This is a genomic window from Streptomyces sp. NPDC048258, from assembly GCF_043201995.1.
GTDB lineage: Bacteria > Actinomycetota > Actinomycetes > Streptomycetales > Streptomycetaceae > Streptomyces.
The window spans coordinates 142,455-156,475 of sequence record NZ_JBICZH010000006.1 but is presented as its reverse complement, the minus strand read 5'-3'; the positions used below and the strand labels follow the sequence as shown (position 1 = coordinate 156,475).

General features: G+C 70.4%; 11 protein-coding genes. 8 read left to right on the top strand and 3 right to left on the bottom strand.

Translation table 11 applies throughout. The features are described from left to right. The first annotated feature begins 79 nt into the window (after nucleotides 1-79). Entirely contained in the window at nucleotides 80-1,366 is a 1,287-nt protein-coding gene (locus ACGFYQ_RS16480) for an MFS transporter (protein WP_393744329.1), read from the top strand. Between the two features lie 76 nt (nucleotides 1,367-1,442). On the opposite strand, the gene ACGFYQ_RS16475 is transcribed toward ACGFYQ_RS16480, so the two are convergent. Then, complete coding sequence (locus tag ACGFYQ_RS16475; RefSeq protein ID WP_393744327.1) at nucleotides 1,443-2,909, bottom strand: CCA tRNA nucleotidyltransferase; 1,467 nt, start codon at nucleotides 2,907-2,909, stop codon at nucleotides 1,443-1,445. Nucleotides 2,910-3,095: 186 nt separating this feature from the next. On the opposite strand from ACGFYQ_RS16475, the gene ACGFYQ_RS16470 reads away from it, so the two are divergent. The 3 genes from ACGFYQ_RS16470 to ACGFYQ_RS16460 all read left to right on the top strand — a co-directional run bounded on the left by ACGFYQ_RS16470 (nucleotide 3,096) and on the right by ACGFYQ_RS16460 (nucleotide 9,420). After that, nucleotides 3,096-5,360 (top strand): DUF6049 family protein, encoded by a 2,265-nt coding sequence (locus tag ACGFYQ_RS16470; RefSeq protein WP_393744325.1) that lies wholly within the window; start codon nucleotides 3,096-3,098, stop codon nucleotides 5,358-5,360. 46 nt (nucleotides 5,361-5,406) lie between these two features. Then, nucleotides 5,407-7,575: a murein biosynthesis integral membrane protein MurJ gene (murJ, locus tag ACGFYQ_RS16465; protein WP_393744323.1), complete on the top strand. Its 2,169-nt coding sequence runs from the start codon at nucleotides 5,407-5,409 to the stop codon at nucleotides 7,573-7,575. A gap of 117 nt (nucleotides 7,576-7,692) precedes the next feature. Then, nucleotides 7,693-9,420: a protein kinase family protein gene (locus ACGFYQ_RS16460; protein ID WP_393744321.1), complete on the top strand. Its 1,728-nt coding sequence runs from the start codon at nucleotides 7,693-7,695 to the stop codon at nucleotides 9,418-9,420. A gap of 55 nt (nucleotides 9,421-9,475) precedes the next feature. Here the strand turns inward: ACGFYQ_RS16460 and ACGFYQ_RS16455 are convergent, their stop codons facing one another. Continuing rightward, entirely contained in the window at nucleotides 9,476-9,973 is a 498-nt protein-coding gene (locus ACGFYQ_RS16455) for a DUF2690 domain-containing protein (RefSeq protein ID WP_393744319.1), read from the bottom strand. 130 nt (nucleotides 9,974-10,103) lie between these two features. Here ACGFYQ_RS16455 and sigM point away from each other — a divergent pair, with 130 nt between their 5' ends. From sigM to trxA, 4 genes are all read left to right on the top strand, one after another. Then, entirely contained in the window at nucleotides 10,104-10,805 is a 702-nt protein-coding gene (gene sigM, locus ACGFYQ_RS16450) for an RNA polymerase sigma factor SigM (protein WP_393744317.1), read from the top strand. Continuing rightward, a complete protein-coding gene (locus ACGFYQ_RS16445) occupies nucleotides 10,802-11,761 on the top strand; it encodes a hypothetical protein (protein WP_393744315.1) in 960 nt (319 codons plus the stop codon). The genes sigM and ACGFYQ_RS16445 overlap by 4 nt, the downstream gene beginning before the upstream one ends. A gap of 127 nt (nucleotides 11,762-11,888) precedes the next feature. Continuing rightward, nucleotides 11,889-12,848: a thioredoxin-disulfide reductase gene (gene trxB / locus ACGFYQ_RS16440; protein ID WP_393744313.1), complete on the top strand. Its 960-nt coding sequence runs from the start codon at nucleotides 11,889-11,891 to the stop codon at nucleotides 12,846-12,848. A 51-nt stretch (nucleotides 12,849-12,899) separates the two neighbouring features. After that, nucleotides 12,900-13,241: a thioredoxin gene (gene trxA / locus ACGFYQ_RS16435; protein ID WP_365164370.1), complete on the top strand. Its 342-nt coding sequence runs from the start codon at nucleotides 12,900-12,902 to the stop codon at nucleotides 13,239-13,241. A gap of 92 nt (nucleotides 13,242-13,333) precedes the next feature. Here the strand turns inward: trxA and ACGFYQ_RS16430 are convergent, their stop codons facing one another. Beyond that, on the bottom strand, nucleotides 13,334-13,951 hold the full coding sequence (locus ACGFYQ_RS16430; RefSeq protein WP_393744311.1) for a GNAT family N-acetyltransferase: 618 nt from the start codon (nucleotides 13,949-13,951) through the stop codon (nucleotides 13,334-13,336). Between the last annotated feature and the right edge of the window lie 70 nt (nucleotides 13,952-14,021).

Genomic DNA, 14,021 nt, shown 5'->3' with positions numbered 1-14,021 from the left:
CTGGACTTCGACTGTTCTTCCGCGGAGGGTCCCCGGGCAATGTGCCCGGGGACCCTCCGCGTATGTGACCCTTTCCCTCATGCCTGTCGTACGTGATCTGCGCGTACTCCTGCGCCTGAGGGACTTCCGCAACCTGCTCGCCGTACGGCTGCTCTCCCAGGCGGCGGACGGCGTCTACCAGGTCGCGCTCGCCACCTACGTGGTCTTCTCCCCGGAGAGGCAGACCTCGCCCGCGGCCATCGCCTCGGCCATGGCGGTCCTGCTGCTGCCGTACTCGGCGATCGGCCCCTTCGCCGGGGTTCTGCTCGACCGCTGGCGCCGCCGCCAGGTCTTCCTCTACGGCAACCTGCTGCGCGCCTTCCTCGCCTGCGTCACCGGAATGCTGATCGTCGCGCACGTCCCCGACTGGCTGTTCTACGCCTCGGCGCTGTCCGTGACCGCCGTCAACCGCTTCGTGCTGGCCGGGCTCTCCGCGTCGCTCCCCCACGTCGTCGATCCCCGTCGGCTGGTCACGGCGAACGCGCTGTTCCCCACCGCCGGAACCCTCGCGGCGACCGCCGGCGGGGGGCTGGCCTTCCTCGTCCGGCTGCTGGCCGCCGACTCCAACGCCCTCGTCGTCCTCCTCGGGGCCGGGCTGTACCTGTGCTCGGCCCTCGTCTCCCTGCGCCTGGCCGTCGGCCTGCTCGGGCCCGACCATCCACCTGGCCGGCTCCACCCCTCGGTCGCCGAGGCCGTCACCCTCACGGTCCGGGGCATGGCCGAAGGCCTGCGCCATCTGGCCGCCCGCCGGGAGGCCGCCCAGGCGCTCACCGCGATGACCGTGATGCGGTTCTGCTACGGAGCGCTGTTCGTCATGCTGCTCATGCTCTGCCGCTACTCCTGGTCGGACAACGAGTCCGACGGGCTGGCTCTCCTGGGGGTCGCGATCGGCGTCTCCGGGGCCGGGTTCTTCACGGCCGCCGTGATCACTCCCGCGCTCGTGGGCCGCCTGGGACCGCTGGGCTGGATCACCGCCTGCTCCGCCGGCGCCGCGGTCCTGGTCCCGGCGCTCGGCCTGTTCTTCGCCCCCGGCCCGATGGTGATCGCCGCGTTCGTCCTCGGCCTCGCCACCCAGGGCGCCAAGATCTCCACCGACACGGTCGTCCAGTCCCGGGTGGACGACGAGTACCGCGGCCGTGTCTTCTCCGTCTACGACGTGCTCTTCAACGTCGCGTTCGTCGGCGCCGCGGCGGTGGCCTCCCTCATGCTCCCCGCCGACGGGCGGTCCGTGCCGCTGATCCTCTGCGTGGCCACCCTCTACGCCGCGACCGCGGCGCTGCTGGGACGGCAAGGCCGACGTTTCGCCGGGGGCGCTTCCCAGCGGTAGCCGGAGCAGAAGCATCCGCTCCAGCCCGTCCGCCCGGGCGATGTTTCACGTGAAACATCGCCCGGGCGTTTCCGGGTCAGGCCTGCCCGGCCCACCACTCCTTCAGCGCGGCGACGGCCGCGTCGCGCCCCATCGGGCCGTTCTCCAGCCGTAGCTCCAGCAGGAACGCGTACGCCTTCCCGATCACCGGCCCGGGGCCGACACCCAGCACCTGCATGATCTCGTTGCCGTCCAGGTCGGGCCGGATCGCGTCCAGCTCCTCCTGCTCCTGCAGCTGCGCGATGCGCTCCTCCAGCCCGTCGTAGGTACGGGAGAGGGCGTTGGCCTTGCGCTTGTTGCGCGTGGTGCAGTCGGACCGGGTCAGCTTGTGCAGCCGCTCCAGCAGCGGACCGGCGTCACGGACGTAGCGCCGCACAGCGGAGTCGGTCCACTCGCCGTCGCCGTAGCCGTGGAAGCGCAGGTGCAGCTCCACCAGCCGGGACACGTCCTTGATCATGTCGTTGGAGTACTTCAGAGCGGTCAGGCGCTTCTTGGTCATCTTCGCGCCCACCACCTCGTGGTGGTGGAAGGAGACCCTGCCGTCGCTCTCGAAGCGGCGGGTGCGGGGCTTGCCGATGTCGTGCAGCAGGGCCGCGAGCCGCAGCACCAGGTCCGGTCCGTCCTCCTCCAGTGCGATCGCCTGCTCCAGCACGATCAACGAGTGGTCGTAGACGTCCTTGTGGCGGTGATGCTCGTCACTCTCCAGCCGCAGCGCGGGCAGCTCCGGCAGGATCCGGTCGGCCAGCCCGGTGTCCACGAGCAGGCCCAGGCCCGTGCGCGGGCCGGCGGACAGGATCAGCTTGTTCAGCTCGGCCTGCACCCGCTCCGCCGAGACGATCTCGATCCGGTCCGACATGGCCTTCATGGCCGCGACGACCTCGGGGGCGACCTCGAAGTCCAGCTGCGCGGCGAACCGCGCCGCCCGCAGCATGCGCAGCGGATCGTCGGAGAACGAGTCCTCCGGGGTCCCCGGAGTGCGCAGCACACCGGCGGCCAGATCCTCCAGACCGCCGTGCGGGTCGATGAACCGCTGCTCCGGCAACGCCAGCGCCATGGCGTTGACCGTGAAGTCGCGCCGGACCAGGTCCTCCTCGATCGAGTCGCCGTAGGAGACCTCGGGCTTGCGCGACGTACGGTCGTAAGCCTCCGAGCGGTACGTGGTCACCTCGATCTGGAAGTCCCGGTCCACGTCCCCGACGCGCGCGTGCTTCTGCGCCCCGACGGTGCCGAAGGCGATGCCGACGTCCCACACCGAGTCCGCCCACGGACGGACGATCTTCAGAACGTCCTCGGGGCGGGCATCGGTCGTGAAGTCGAGGTCATTGCCGAGACGCCCGAGCAGCGCGTCGCGGACGGACCCGCCGACCAGGGCGAGGCGGAAGCCCGCCTCCTGGAAACGGCGGCCGAGCTCGTCGGCGACAGGGGCGACCCGCAGCAGTTCACTCACCGCGCGGCGCTGCACCTGACTCAGGGCACTGGGGTTGTCTTCGTTGGCGTTCGGCACAACAGAAAAGGGTACGTGCCCCGCCCGGCGCGGGCTTCCGCGTTTTTCGGCGACCCCGGTACACAGCCGCCCCCGGGGTGAGCCGATCATGTGGAGCAAGGCGCGGCACTCGCGCACAGCGGGTCTCGTTACCATGCGTGGACGCACAGACGACGACCACTGACACTTCGAGGGACGGGCTAGCGCGTGGCCGAGGCGGCAGACATCCTGGGGGCCTCACCCGCCCCTGTCCGGCGCCGATGGCTGCGGCGCGCGGTGGTCCTGCTCGCCGGGACGCCCGTGATAGCCGCCCTGGTCTACTCTCCCGCCCCGAAGGCCCAGGCCGCGCAGGCGGCCGCCGTCGACATCCAGCTGACCTCGATGACCCCCGCCGCCCCGGTCAAGAGCGACACCCTGACCATCTCCGGCACCGTGGTCAACAACAGCCCCGAGACGATCAACGACGCCCACGTGGGCCTGCGGGTCGGGCCCCTCCTCGCGGACCGGTCGTCGATCGACGAAGCGGCCGACCGCACCAGCTTCCGGGCCGGTACGGACCCCGGGGAGATCGACCCGGCCTACGCCGTGAAGATCGCCTCGCTGCCCTCGAAGGTCAGCCAGCAGTTCAGCCTGACGGTCCCGGTGAACAAGCTGGACCTGGACAAGGACGGCGTCTACCAGCTCGGCGTCTCCCTGTCCGGCGTGACCGAGAGCCGCCCGTCCGAGCAGGTCCTCGGCATCAAGCGGACCTTCCTGCCCTGGCAGCCGGACGCTGCCGCCAAGCGCGCCCAGCTCACGTACGTGTGGCCGCTGATCTCCACGACCCATGTCACCGCCGAGACCGGCTCGGACGAGACCCAGACCCCCGTCTTCCTCGACGACTCCCTCGCCGAGGAGCTGAGGCCGGGCGGCCGCCTGGAACGGATGGTCGCGCTCGGCAAGGAACTGCCCATCACCTGGGTCATCGACCCCGACCTGCTCTACACGGTCGACGCGATGACCAAGGGCTACCGGGTCCGCGTCCCCGGCGGCAAGCCCGTCCAGGGCAAGAACAAGGCCGTCGCCGAGCAGTGGCTGAGCTCCCTGGAAGCCGCCGTCCAGGGCAAGAAGGTCGTCGCCCTGCCCTTCGCCGACCCCGACCTCGCCTCCCTCGCCCACCACGGCAAGGACGTCTCGGGCACCCTGGGCCAGCTGCGGCCCGCCACCGACAAGGCGAAGCAGGCCGTCGAGACGGTCCTGCACGTCCCCGCGTCCACCGACTTCTCCTGGCCCGTGGACGGCGCGATCGACCCCTCGATCGTCAACGTCGCCACCTCGGCCGGCGCCCACAACATCCTCACCCGCAGCGACAGCCTCTCGGAGAGCGGAGCCCTCGGGTACACCCCCTCGGCCGCCCGCCCCATCGGCGCGGGCGCCACCGCCGTCGTCGCGGACGCGGAACTCTCCACCGCCTTCGAGGGCGACATGCTGAGCGCAGGGAACTCCACCCTCGCCACGCAGCGGTTCCTCGCCCACAGCCTCGCCCTGAACCTCCAGCACACCGACGAGCAGCGCAGCTTCGTCGTCACCCCGCAGCGGATGCCCACCGCCAGCCAGGTCGAGACGATGGCAGGCGCCCTCCGCGCCCTCCAGGCCGGCCGCTGGACCCAGCCCGGGGACCTCGAAGCCGCAGCCGCGGCCAAGCCGGACCCCGCGGCCGCCACCCAGGTGCCGGGCGCCGGTCAGTACCCCGAGTCCCTGCGCAAGCAGGAGCTCCCCGTGACGGCCTTCGAGAAGATCCGCACCACCCAGAACGCCCTCGACCACTTCAAGGTGATCCTCGCCGCACCCGACCGCGTCGAGATCCCCTTCGGCAACACCACCAACCGGGAGATGTCCACCTCCTGGCGCGGCCACCCCGTGGAAGCCGCCCTCTACCGGGACCAGGTCCAGGCCTACCTGATCGGTCTCACCGAGAAGGTCAAGGTCATCCCCAAGTCCGACGCCACCCTGTCCGGACACAGCGCCACCATCCCGGTGAGCGTCCAGAACAGCCTCGTCCAGGACGTCCACGACCTCGTCCTGCGGGTGAAGTCCGCCAACCCCACCCGCCTGATGTTCGGCGACAAGGGCGAGGCGGAACAGCAGGTCACCGTCCAGGGCGACCACACCCAGACCGTGAAGTTCACCGCCAACGCCACCGCGAGCGGCCCGGTCGAGGTCAGCGCGCAGCTCTTCACCAAGGACGGCGTCCCCTACGGCAAGGAACGCAAGTTCACCGTCGACGCCACCGAGATCACCCCCACCGTCATGCTCGTCATCGCCGGCGGTGTGCTCCTCCTCGTCCTGGCGGGCATCAAGATGTACGCCAGCCGCAAGCGCGTCGCGGCGCGCGCGGCCGCCGAGGAGAGCACGCAGCAGAGTGACGAGTCCCCGGACACCGGACCGCAAAGCACCGACGGGTCCGGCACGGGTGAGACAGTGGACCGTTGAGCGATGCCGTGGCCGGCCGGCCTGGGGACGATGAGGTGGGGTTTCGATGAACGCGCCGTACGACGGTGACCGCGCGCAGGGCACTGGTGGGCCCGCGCCCTCCCAGGGCACTGCCCCGGGCACTCCGGTGCCCGGGCAGGTTCCCGCGCCCGCGCCGGACCGCGACCCGTATGTCCAGGACGCCTACGACCACGACCCGTACCGGTCGCAGGACCTCTCCGCACAGGACCCCGTCGCCGAGGTCCTCTACGACCGGGCCTCGCACCCCCCGCCGCCGCCCGGTACCTACCAGGAGCCCGGCCCGCTCTACGCGGCGCCCACCGCGCCCTCGTACTCCCCCGACCCGCGCGTCTGGGCCCAGACCCCGCCGCCCGAGCCGGACGGTCCCTCCCGCCACCTGCCGTACGGCGACCAGGCCAGCACCACCGAGTTCGTCGGTGTGGACTCCCTCGTCACCCGGGCAGCGGACGAGCAGCCCGAGCCCGACGCCTTCGCGCACCTCTACCGGGACCAGGAAGCGGCTCCCCGCACCCCCGCCGAGGACGTCCCCGTCGCCGCCCCGGCGCCGAGCAAGCCCGCCGGACGCGCCTCCAGCCTCCTGAAGTCCAGCGCGCTCATGGCCGCCGGCACGATCGTCTCCCGCATCACCGGCTTCCTGCGCACCCTGGTCATCGCCGGCGCCATCGGCGTCGGCACGTTCAACGACACGTACCAGATCGCCAACACCCTGCCCACGATGATCTACGTGCTGGTCGGCGGCGGCGCCCTTAACGCCGTCTTCATCCCGCAGCTGGTCCGGGCCATGAAGAACGACAGCGACGGGGGAGAGGCGTACGCCAACCGGCTGCTGACCCTCGTCGTGGTCCTGCTGGCCGCCATCACGACCATCTGCGTCCTCGCGGCACCGGTGTTCATCACGATGATGTCGCCGAAGATCGCCTCCGACCCGCAGCAGATGGACGTCGCGGTCGCCTTCGCCCGCTACTGCCTGCCCACCATGTTCTTCATGGGCGTCCACGTGGTCCTCGGTCAGATTCTCAACGCCCGAGGCCGCTTCGGCGCGATGATGTGGACCCCGGTCCTCAACAACATCGTCGTCATCGCCACCTTCGGCGCCTTCATCTGGGCCTTCGGCGGCTTCACCACCTCCGGCGTCAACGCCACCACCGTCACCCCCGAAGGCGTCCGCCTGCTGGGCCTGGGCACCCTGCTGGGCCTCACCGTCCAGGCCCTGGCGATGCTGCCCTACCTGCGCGAGGCCGGCTTCAGGCCGCGCCTGCGCTTCGACTGGAAGGGCCACGGGCTCGGCAAGGCCGCCGGCCTGGCCAAGTGGACGTTTTTCTTCGTCCTCGCCAACCAGATCGGGCTCGTCGTCGTCACCCAGCTCGCCACCTGGGCCGGATCCGTCGCCGAGAAGCAGGGCCACCCCGGCACCGGCATCACCGCCTACAACTACGCGCTGCTGCTGTGGCAGATGCCGCAGGCCATCATCACCGTCTCCGTCATGACGGCCGTCCTGCCCCGCATCTCCCGCTCCGCCCACGACGGAGACGCCGCCGCCGTCCGCGACGACATCTCCTACGGGCTGCGCACCTCGGCCGTCGCGATCGTGCCCTGCGCCTTCGCGTTCCTCGCCCTCGGCGTCCCGATGGCCACCCTGCTCTACGCCGGCTCGGGCGCCGGCGCCCAGAACATCGGCTACATCCTGATGGCCTTCGGCCTCGGCCTGATCCCGTACTCGGTCCAGTACGTGGTCCTGCGCGGCTTCTACGCCTACGAGGACACCCGGACGCCCTTCTACAACACCGTCATCGTCGCCGCCGTCAACGCGGCGGTCTCCGCGGCCTCCTTCTTCGTCCTCCCCGCCCGGTGGGCCGTCGTCGGCATGGCCGCCGCCTACGGCCTCGGCTACACCGTCGGCGTCGGCGTCGCCTGGCGCCGCCTGAAGACCCGCCTCGGCGGCGACCTCGACGGCGCCCACGTGATGCGCACCTACGCCCGTCTCACCGGCGCCTGCGTCCCGGCGGCCGCCGTGGCCGGCGCCGCCGCCTACGCGGTCACCCAGTGGCTGGGCAGCGGAGTCGCCGGCTCCGCCGCCGCCCTCGTGGCCGGCGGCATCGCCCTGGCAGCCGTGTTCCTGATCGCCGCCAAGCGGATGCGGATCGAGGAGCTCAACGCGATGGTCGGAATGGTCCGCGGACGTTTGGGGCGCTGATGCGCACAACCGTCGCCCCCCTTCGTGTGTCGTGCATAGCGTCGGACTGTGGGCACAATTGGCGTGGCTTCGCAGACTGGCCGACAGCGTGCAACGGATGGGGAGGCGGGAACGACGGTGGCGGAACGTAGCACGGCCGCCGTCGACGTGGCCGACAACAGTGGCGACAAGCCGCTGGCCGCAGAGGCGGACAAGGCCACGGCCGACGGGGTGGACACCCAGAACGGACGAGCCGCGGGCGGACCCATGACCGAAAAGGACGGCGAACGCACGACCGCGGCCCCCGCGGCCGCACCCGAACTCCACAGCGGCCACAAGCTCGCCAGACGCTACCGGCTCGAAGAGTGCGTCACCCGTGTGGACGGATTCAGCAGCTGGCGCGCGATGGACGAGAAGCTGCGCCGGGCCGTGGGGGTGCACCTGCTCCCCGCCGACCACCCGCGGGCCCGTTCCGTCCTGGCCGCCGCACGCTCGTCCGCCCTGCTCGGCGACCCCCGGTTCGTCCAGGTACTCGACGCCGTCGAGGAGAACGACCTCGTCTACGTCGTCCACGAATGGCTGCCCGACGCCACCGAACTCACCGCGCTCCTCGCCGCGGGCCCCCTGGAACCCCACGAGGCCTACCAGCTCGTCAGCCAGATCTCCCAGGCCATGACCGCGGCACACCGCGAAGGCCTGGCCCACCTGCGCCTGACGCCCAGCGCGATACTGCGCACCTCCACGGGCCAGTACCGCATCCGCGGCCTCGCCGTGAACGCCGCCCTGCGCGGAATCACCAGCGAGACCCCGCAGCGCGCCGACACCGAGGCCATCGGCGCACTCCTGTACGCCGCCCTCACCCAGCGCTGGCCCTACGAGAACGACGCCTACGGCCTCACCGGCCTGCCCAAGGGCGTCGGCCTGATCGCCCCCGACCAGGTCCGCGCCGGCGTCCACCGCGGTCTGGGCGAGCTCGCCATGCGCGCCCTCGCCAACGACGGGGCCACCGCCTCCCGTCAGGAACCCGCCTGCACCACCCCCGAGGAGCTGGCCAAGGCCGTCGCCGCGATGCCCCGCATCCGGCCGCCGGAGCCCGCCTTCACCGCCCCGCCCGAGTACCAGCACACCACCTACCAGCAGGGCAGCTACGGGCGCCCCACGCCCCCCGGTACGCCCCCCGCCCAGTCCGTCACTGTCGTCCCCCCGCCGCCCCCGCTGAACAGCCGCACAGGCCGGGCCCTGAAGTGGGGCGTCGCCGCCCTGCTCATCGCCGCCCTCGGCCTCGGCAGCTGGCAGCTGGCCGACGCCCTCCTGGACCACAGCCCCCAGGGCGACAACGGCAGCAACAACAACCAGCCCAAGAACCAGGACGCCCCGAAGCAACCGGAGCGCGTCCCGCTCACCATCAAGAAGGCCGAGGAGTACTACCCGGACGGCAAGCCCCAGAACATCGAGGACGTCGCAAACAGCTACGACAAGGACCCCGACTCCTACTGGCGGACCTACGCGTTCGACGACGGCCCCGACCTGGGGGCCTACAAGGAAGGCCTCGGCCTGGTCTTCGACCTGGGCTCGGAGCAGGACGTGAGCGGCGCCTCGATAGCGTTCAAGTTCGGCGGCGACCACACCACCGCGACGATCTACGCGGCACCCAGCATGTCCTCGTCGACTCCCGTCGGCAGCATGCAGAAGATCGCCACCGGGACCACCGCCGACAAACAGCTCGACCTCGCCGCGCCCGCCCCGGTCAAGTCGCGCTACGTGGTCGTGTGGCTCACGGCCATGCCGAAGTCCGGTGCCTCCGACTACAGCAGGGCCGGCTACAAGCAGGGCATCTCGAACGTCTCGTTCTTCCGGAACTCATAGCAAAGGGGGCTGCGGGGGAAAAACTCCCGCAGCCCCGCCGCAATCACACGTACGGTCAGTACGAGGCAGTTCGCGTGTGCAGGCTCGTGTTCGAGTACTGCGACCAGCCTTCGGCAAAGGAATTGAGCGGATCCTTGTCGTACACCATAGCCGTGTAGCAGGTGTAGGTGCCGAGAGAATCGCTGTAGCTCAGATTCGAGCAGTTGTAGGCCTTGCCATCGTTGTTACGCGCGATCTGCGCCTTCCCCCAGGCGTTCTCCGAAAGCCGGATACGCGCCCACGCCGTGTGGCACTTGGTGCTGTATCGCAGCTCAACCTGCCCGAGCGTCCAGTTCGACGTACCGATGTACGCCGACTGCTTGGTCGTGGCATCGGCCGCACAACCCGCCGACGACGGGTCCTGCCCGTCCATGGAATACGAAGCGGCATACGCATTTCCCGGAATCGCTGCGGCCAGCAGCGGCGCCGCAATGAGAGCAGGAATGAACTTACCGAGCTTTCGCATGTTTCTCCCCCACACCTGAATATCAATCGAAAAAGCAGCTCCGATCATAACAGAAGATGATCTTGGCCGTGAGTCCGCGGAGACCAGCCCGACGGGACCGAAATGCCCGGTTATTCTTATTTACTTTCGGAGACAAACCCGCTTCAATACCTGCACGGCGCCAATCAGGAGGGGAATCATGAGGCCTGCGGCTGACGACCCCGCCTCGGCCCAGGACCGGGAACTTCTGGCGATGCACGCCGCCGGACACCCCGATGCCTTCGGTGAGCTCGTGCGGCGGCACCGGGACCGGCTCTGGGCCGTGGCCATGCGCACCCTCGGCGACCGGGAGGAAGCCGCCGACGCGGTACAGGACGCCCTCGTCTCCGCCTACCGGGCCGCCCACACCTTCCGCGGGGACTCCGCCGTCACCACCTGGCTGCACCGCATCACCGTCAACGCCTGCCTCGACCGGGCCCGCAAGGCCGCCTCCCGCAGGACCGCACCCCTCGACGACACAGACCGCCTGGAGCGCCTCCTGGAGCCCCACGAGTCCGCCGAGGCCCCCGCGGAGCGCCAGGACCTCCACCGTCAGCTCCTGGCCGCCCTCAGCACCCTCCCGGCCGAACAACGGGCCGCGCTCGTCCTCGTCGACATGCAGGGATACCCCGTCGCCGAAGCCGCCCGCATCCTCGACGTCCCCACCGGCACCGTGAAAAGCCGCTGCGCACGAGGCCGGGCGAAACTCCTCCCGATGCTCACTCATCTGCGCACGAATGCCGGGGATAACACCACCACCGAGCGGGGAAGGAACCGGACGCCGGGCACAGCCGTCCCACCAGCGGCAGAACCCAGGCATCCAGACCCCGACGCAGTGAAGGGCGGAGGTGGACGACCGTGACCCCAACGACTGGCGTGCCCGGCACGACCGGCACGATCCGGCACCCGGACGTCTCGGAGATCTCCGACCTGACCGAAGGACTCCTCTCCCCGACCCGCAGCGCCGAAGTCCGGCGCCACCTCGGCGACTGTGCCCTGTGTGCCGATGTCCGCGCCTCCCTGGAGGAGATCCGCGCCGTCCTCGGCACCCTGCCGGGCCCCGCCCGGATGCCCGCCGACATCGCGGGCCGCATCGATGCGGCCCTCGCCGCCGAAGCCCTCCTCGACTCCACCACCCCCCAGGCTTCCGAGAAGGACGGCCGGCCCGCGTCCGCTGCCCGCCCACGCACGACCGACCGCGATGTTTCACGTGAAACACTCCCGGCCACCGCGGGGAGGCGCCCCCAGCCACCCGGCCACCCGAACGGCCCAAGCGGACCCGGGCGACGCCGCGCCCGCCGCCGGATCGCCGTGCTCACGGGCCTGGCCGGTGCCGCCGCCTGCGCCCTCGGGATCTTCCTGTTCACCGACCTGTCCGGCCCGCCCTCCCATGACGCCGCGGCCCGCCGGGAAACAGCGAGCTCCGCCGCCCAGCCCCCCGCCGACAGCGCCTACACCGCCCAGGGCCTGCGCAGCAGCGTCAAGCAGCTCCTCGGCCCCGGACAGGACACCAAGGCAGCCACCCAGGGGGAGCAGAACAACACTTACGGCGTGGAGAAAACCCCAGCCCCAGGGATCGCCCCCAACGACCGCCAGGCGCCCCCCGTCCCCGTCTGTGTCCAGGACGCCACCGGCCGCCCCGAGACCCCGATCGCCTCCCAACGCGGCAGCTACCAGGGGACTCCCGTCCTCCTGCTCGTCCTGCCACACCCGGGCGACCCCTCCCGCGTGGACGCCTACCTCGTCGACACCGGCTGCGAGAACACCACCCCGGCCACCCCCGGAAAGCTCCTGCTGACGGACACCTATCCCCGATAGCCGACACGTAGGGCCCGCACCGGGACAGGTAGGGAATGCACGCGCCGTAGGATCCGTTGGGTGGGGTGAGAGTCCGCACCGGCCCCCGGTAGGCAGCACGCAGTCCGCAGAGACGAGGAAGAAACCCGTGAGCGACGTCCGAAACGTGATCATCATCGGCTCCGGGCCGGCCGGTTACACCGCCGCCCTGTACACCGCACGCGCTTCGCTCAAGCCCCTGGTATTCGAAGGTGCCGTCACCGCCGGCGGCGCGCTGATGAACACCACCGAGGTGGAGAACTTCCCCGGGTTCCAGGACGGCATCATGGGCCCCGACCTCATGGACAACATGCGTGGCCAGGCCGAGCGCTTCGGCGCCGAGCTGGTCCCGGACGACATCGTGTCCGTGGACCTCACCGGTGAGATCAAGACCGTCACCGACACCGCCGGCACCGTCCACCGCGCCAAGGCCGTCATCGTCACCACCGGCTCCCAGCACCGCAAGCTCGGCCTGCCCAACGAGGACGCCCTGTCCGGCCGCGGCGTCTCCTGGTGCGCCACCTGCGACGGATTCTTCTTCAAGGACCACGACATCGCCGTCGTCGGCGGCGGCGACACCGCGATCGAGGAGGCCACCTTCCTCTCCCGGTTCGCCAAGTCCGTCACGATCGTCCACCGCCGCGACAGCCTGCGTGCGTCGAAGGCCATGCAGGACCGCGCCTTCGCCGACCCGAAGATCAAGTTCGCCTGGGACAGCGAGGTCGCCGAGATCCACGGCGAGCAGAAGCTCTCCGGTCTCACCCTGCGCAACACCAAGACCGGTGAGACTTCCGCGCTGCCCGTCACCGGCCTCTTCATCGCCGTCGGCCACGACCCGCGCACCGAGCTGTTCAAGGACCAGCTGGAGCTCGACGACGAGGGCTACCTCAAGGTCGACGCCCCCTCCACCCGGACCAGCGTGACCGGCGTGTTCGGCGCCGGCGACGTCGTGGACCACACCTACCGTCAGGCCATCACGGCCGCGGGCACCGGTTGCTCCGCCGCCCTCGACGCCGAGCGCTTCCTCGCCGCCCTCGCGGACGCCGAGAAGGCCCACGCGACCGTCTGACCCTCGCACCATCCCCACCCCACACCCCGCAGGAAGAAGAAGGAGGCCGCTGTGGCCGGCACCCTCAAGAACGTGACCGATGCTGACTTCGACGCCGAGGTCCTCAAGAGCGACAAGCCCGTACTGGTGGACTTCTGGGCCGCCTGGTGCGGACCGTGCCGCCAGATCGCGCCGTCCCTCGAGGCCATCGCCGCCGAGTACGGCGACCAGATCGAGATCGTCAAGCTCAACATCGACGAGAACCCGGCCACGGCCGCCAAGTACGGCGTCATGTCCATCCCGACGCTGAACGTCTACCAGGGCGGCGAGGTCGCCAAGACCATCGTCGGTGCCAAGCCGAAGGCCGCGATCCTGCGCGACCTCTCGGACTTCGTCGAGGTCAAGACCGCCTGACGGCTGGTGCCCCACCCAGCGGTAGCTGGGGAAGTTTCACGTGAAACGGGGCCGCCCCTCGCAAGGGGCGGCCCCGTTTCACATTCCCCGGCTCACAGGGGGCGCAGCACCGGCTCCTTGCGCGCAGCCCCCAGCAACCGGTCCAGCGCCAGCTCCACGTCTTCCTTCCACGACAGCGTCGACCGCAGCTCCAGCCTCAACCGCGGATGCAGCGGGTGGGGACGCACCGTCTTGAAGCCCACCGAGAGCAGATGGTCCGCCGGCAGAAGGCACGCGGGCCCCTCCCACCGCGCGTCCCCGAACGCCTCGATGGCCCGGAACCCCCGACGCAGCAGATCCTTCGCCACCGTCTGGACCATCACCCGCCCCAGACCCTGCCCCTGATATCCCGGCATGATCCATGCAGTGATCAGCTGCACGGCATCCGGCGAGACCGGACTGGTCGGAAACGCCGTGGCCCGCGGCACGTACGCCGGCGGCGCGTACAGCACGAACCCGACCGGGACCTCGTCCACATAGACCACACGGCCGCACGATCCCCACTCCAGGAGGACGGCGGAGATCCAGGCCTCTTTCTCCAGCGCAGGCGTACCCGCCTTCACGGCGGCCTCACCGCTGACCGGATCCAGTTCCCAGAACACACAGGACCGGCAACGACGGGGCAGGTCCTGGAGGTTGTCCAGCGTGAGCGGTACCAGCCGACGACCCATGAACGCATCGTATCCACTGGCCCCCACTCTTTCGACAGCGACAAACCCACAACGCCGACGGCACCGTCGA

Excerpts from the sequence above, each read along its gene's own strand:
- ACGFYQ_RS16480 (WP_393744329.1), top strand. The coding sequence starts at position 80 with ATGCCTGTCGTACGTGATCTGCGCGTACTCCTGCGCCTGAGGGACTTC.
- murJ (WP_393744323.1), top strand. The coding sequence starts at position 5,407 with ATGAACGCGCCGTACGACGGTGACCGCGCGCAGGGCACTGGTGGGCCC.
- ACGFYQ_RS16455 (WP_393744319.1), bottom strand. The coding sequence starts at position 9,973 with ATGATCGGAGCTGCTTTTTCGATTGATATTCAGGTGTGGGGGAGAAAC.
- sigM (WP_393744317.1), top strand. The coding sequence starts at position 10,104 with ATGAGGCCTGCGGCTGACGACCCCGCCTCGGCCCAGGACCGGGAACTT.
- ACGFYQ_RS16430 (WP_393744311.1), bottom strand. The coding sequence starts at position 13,951 with ATGGGTCGTCGGCTGGTACCGCTCACGCTGGACAACCTCCAGGACCTG.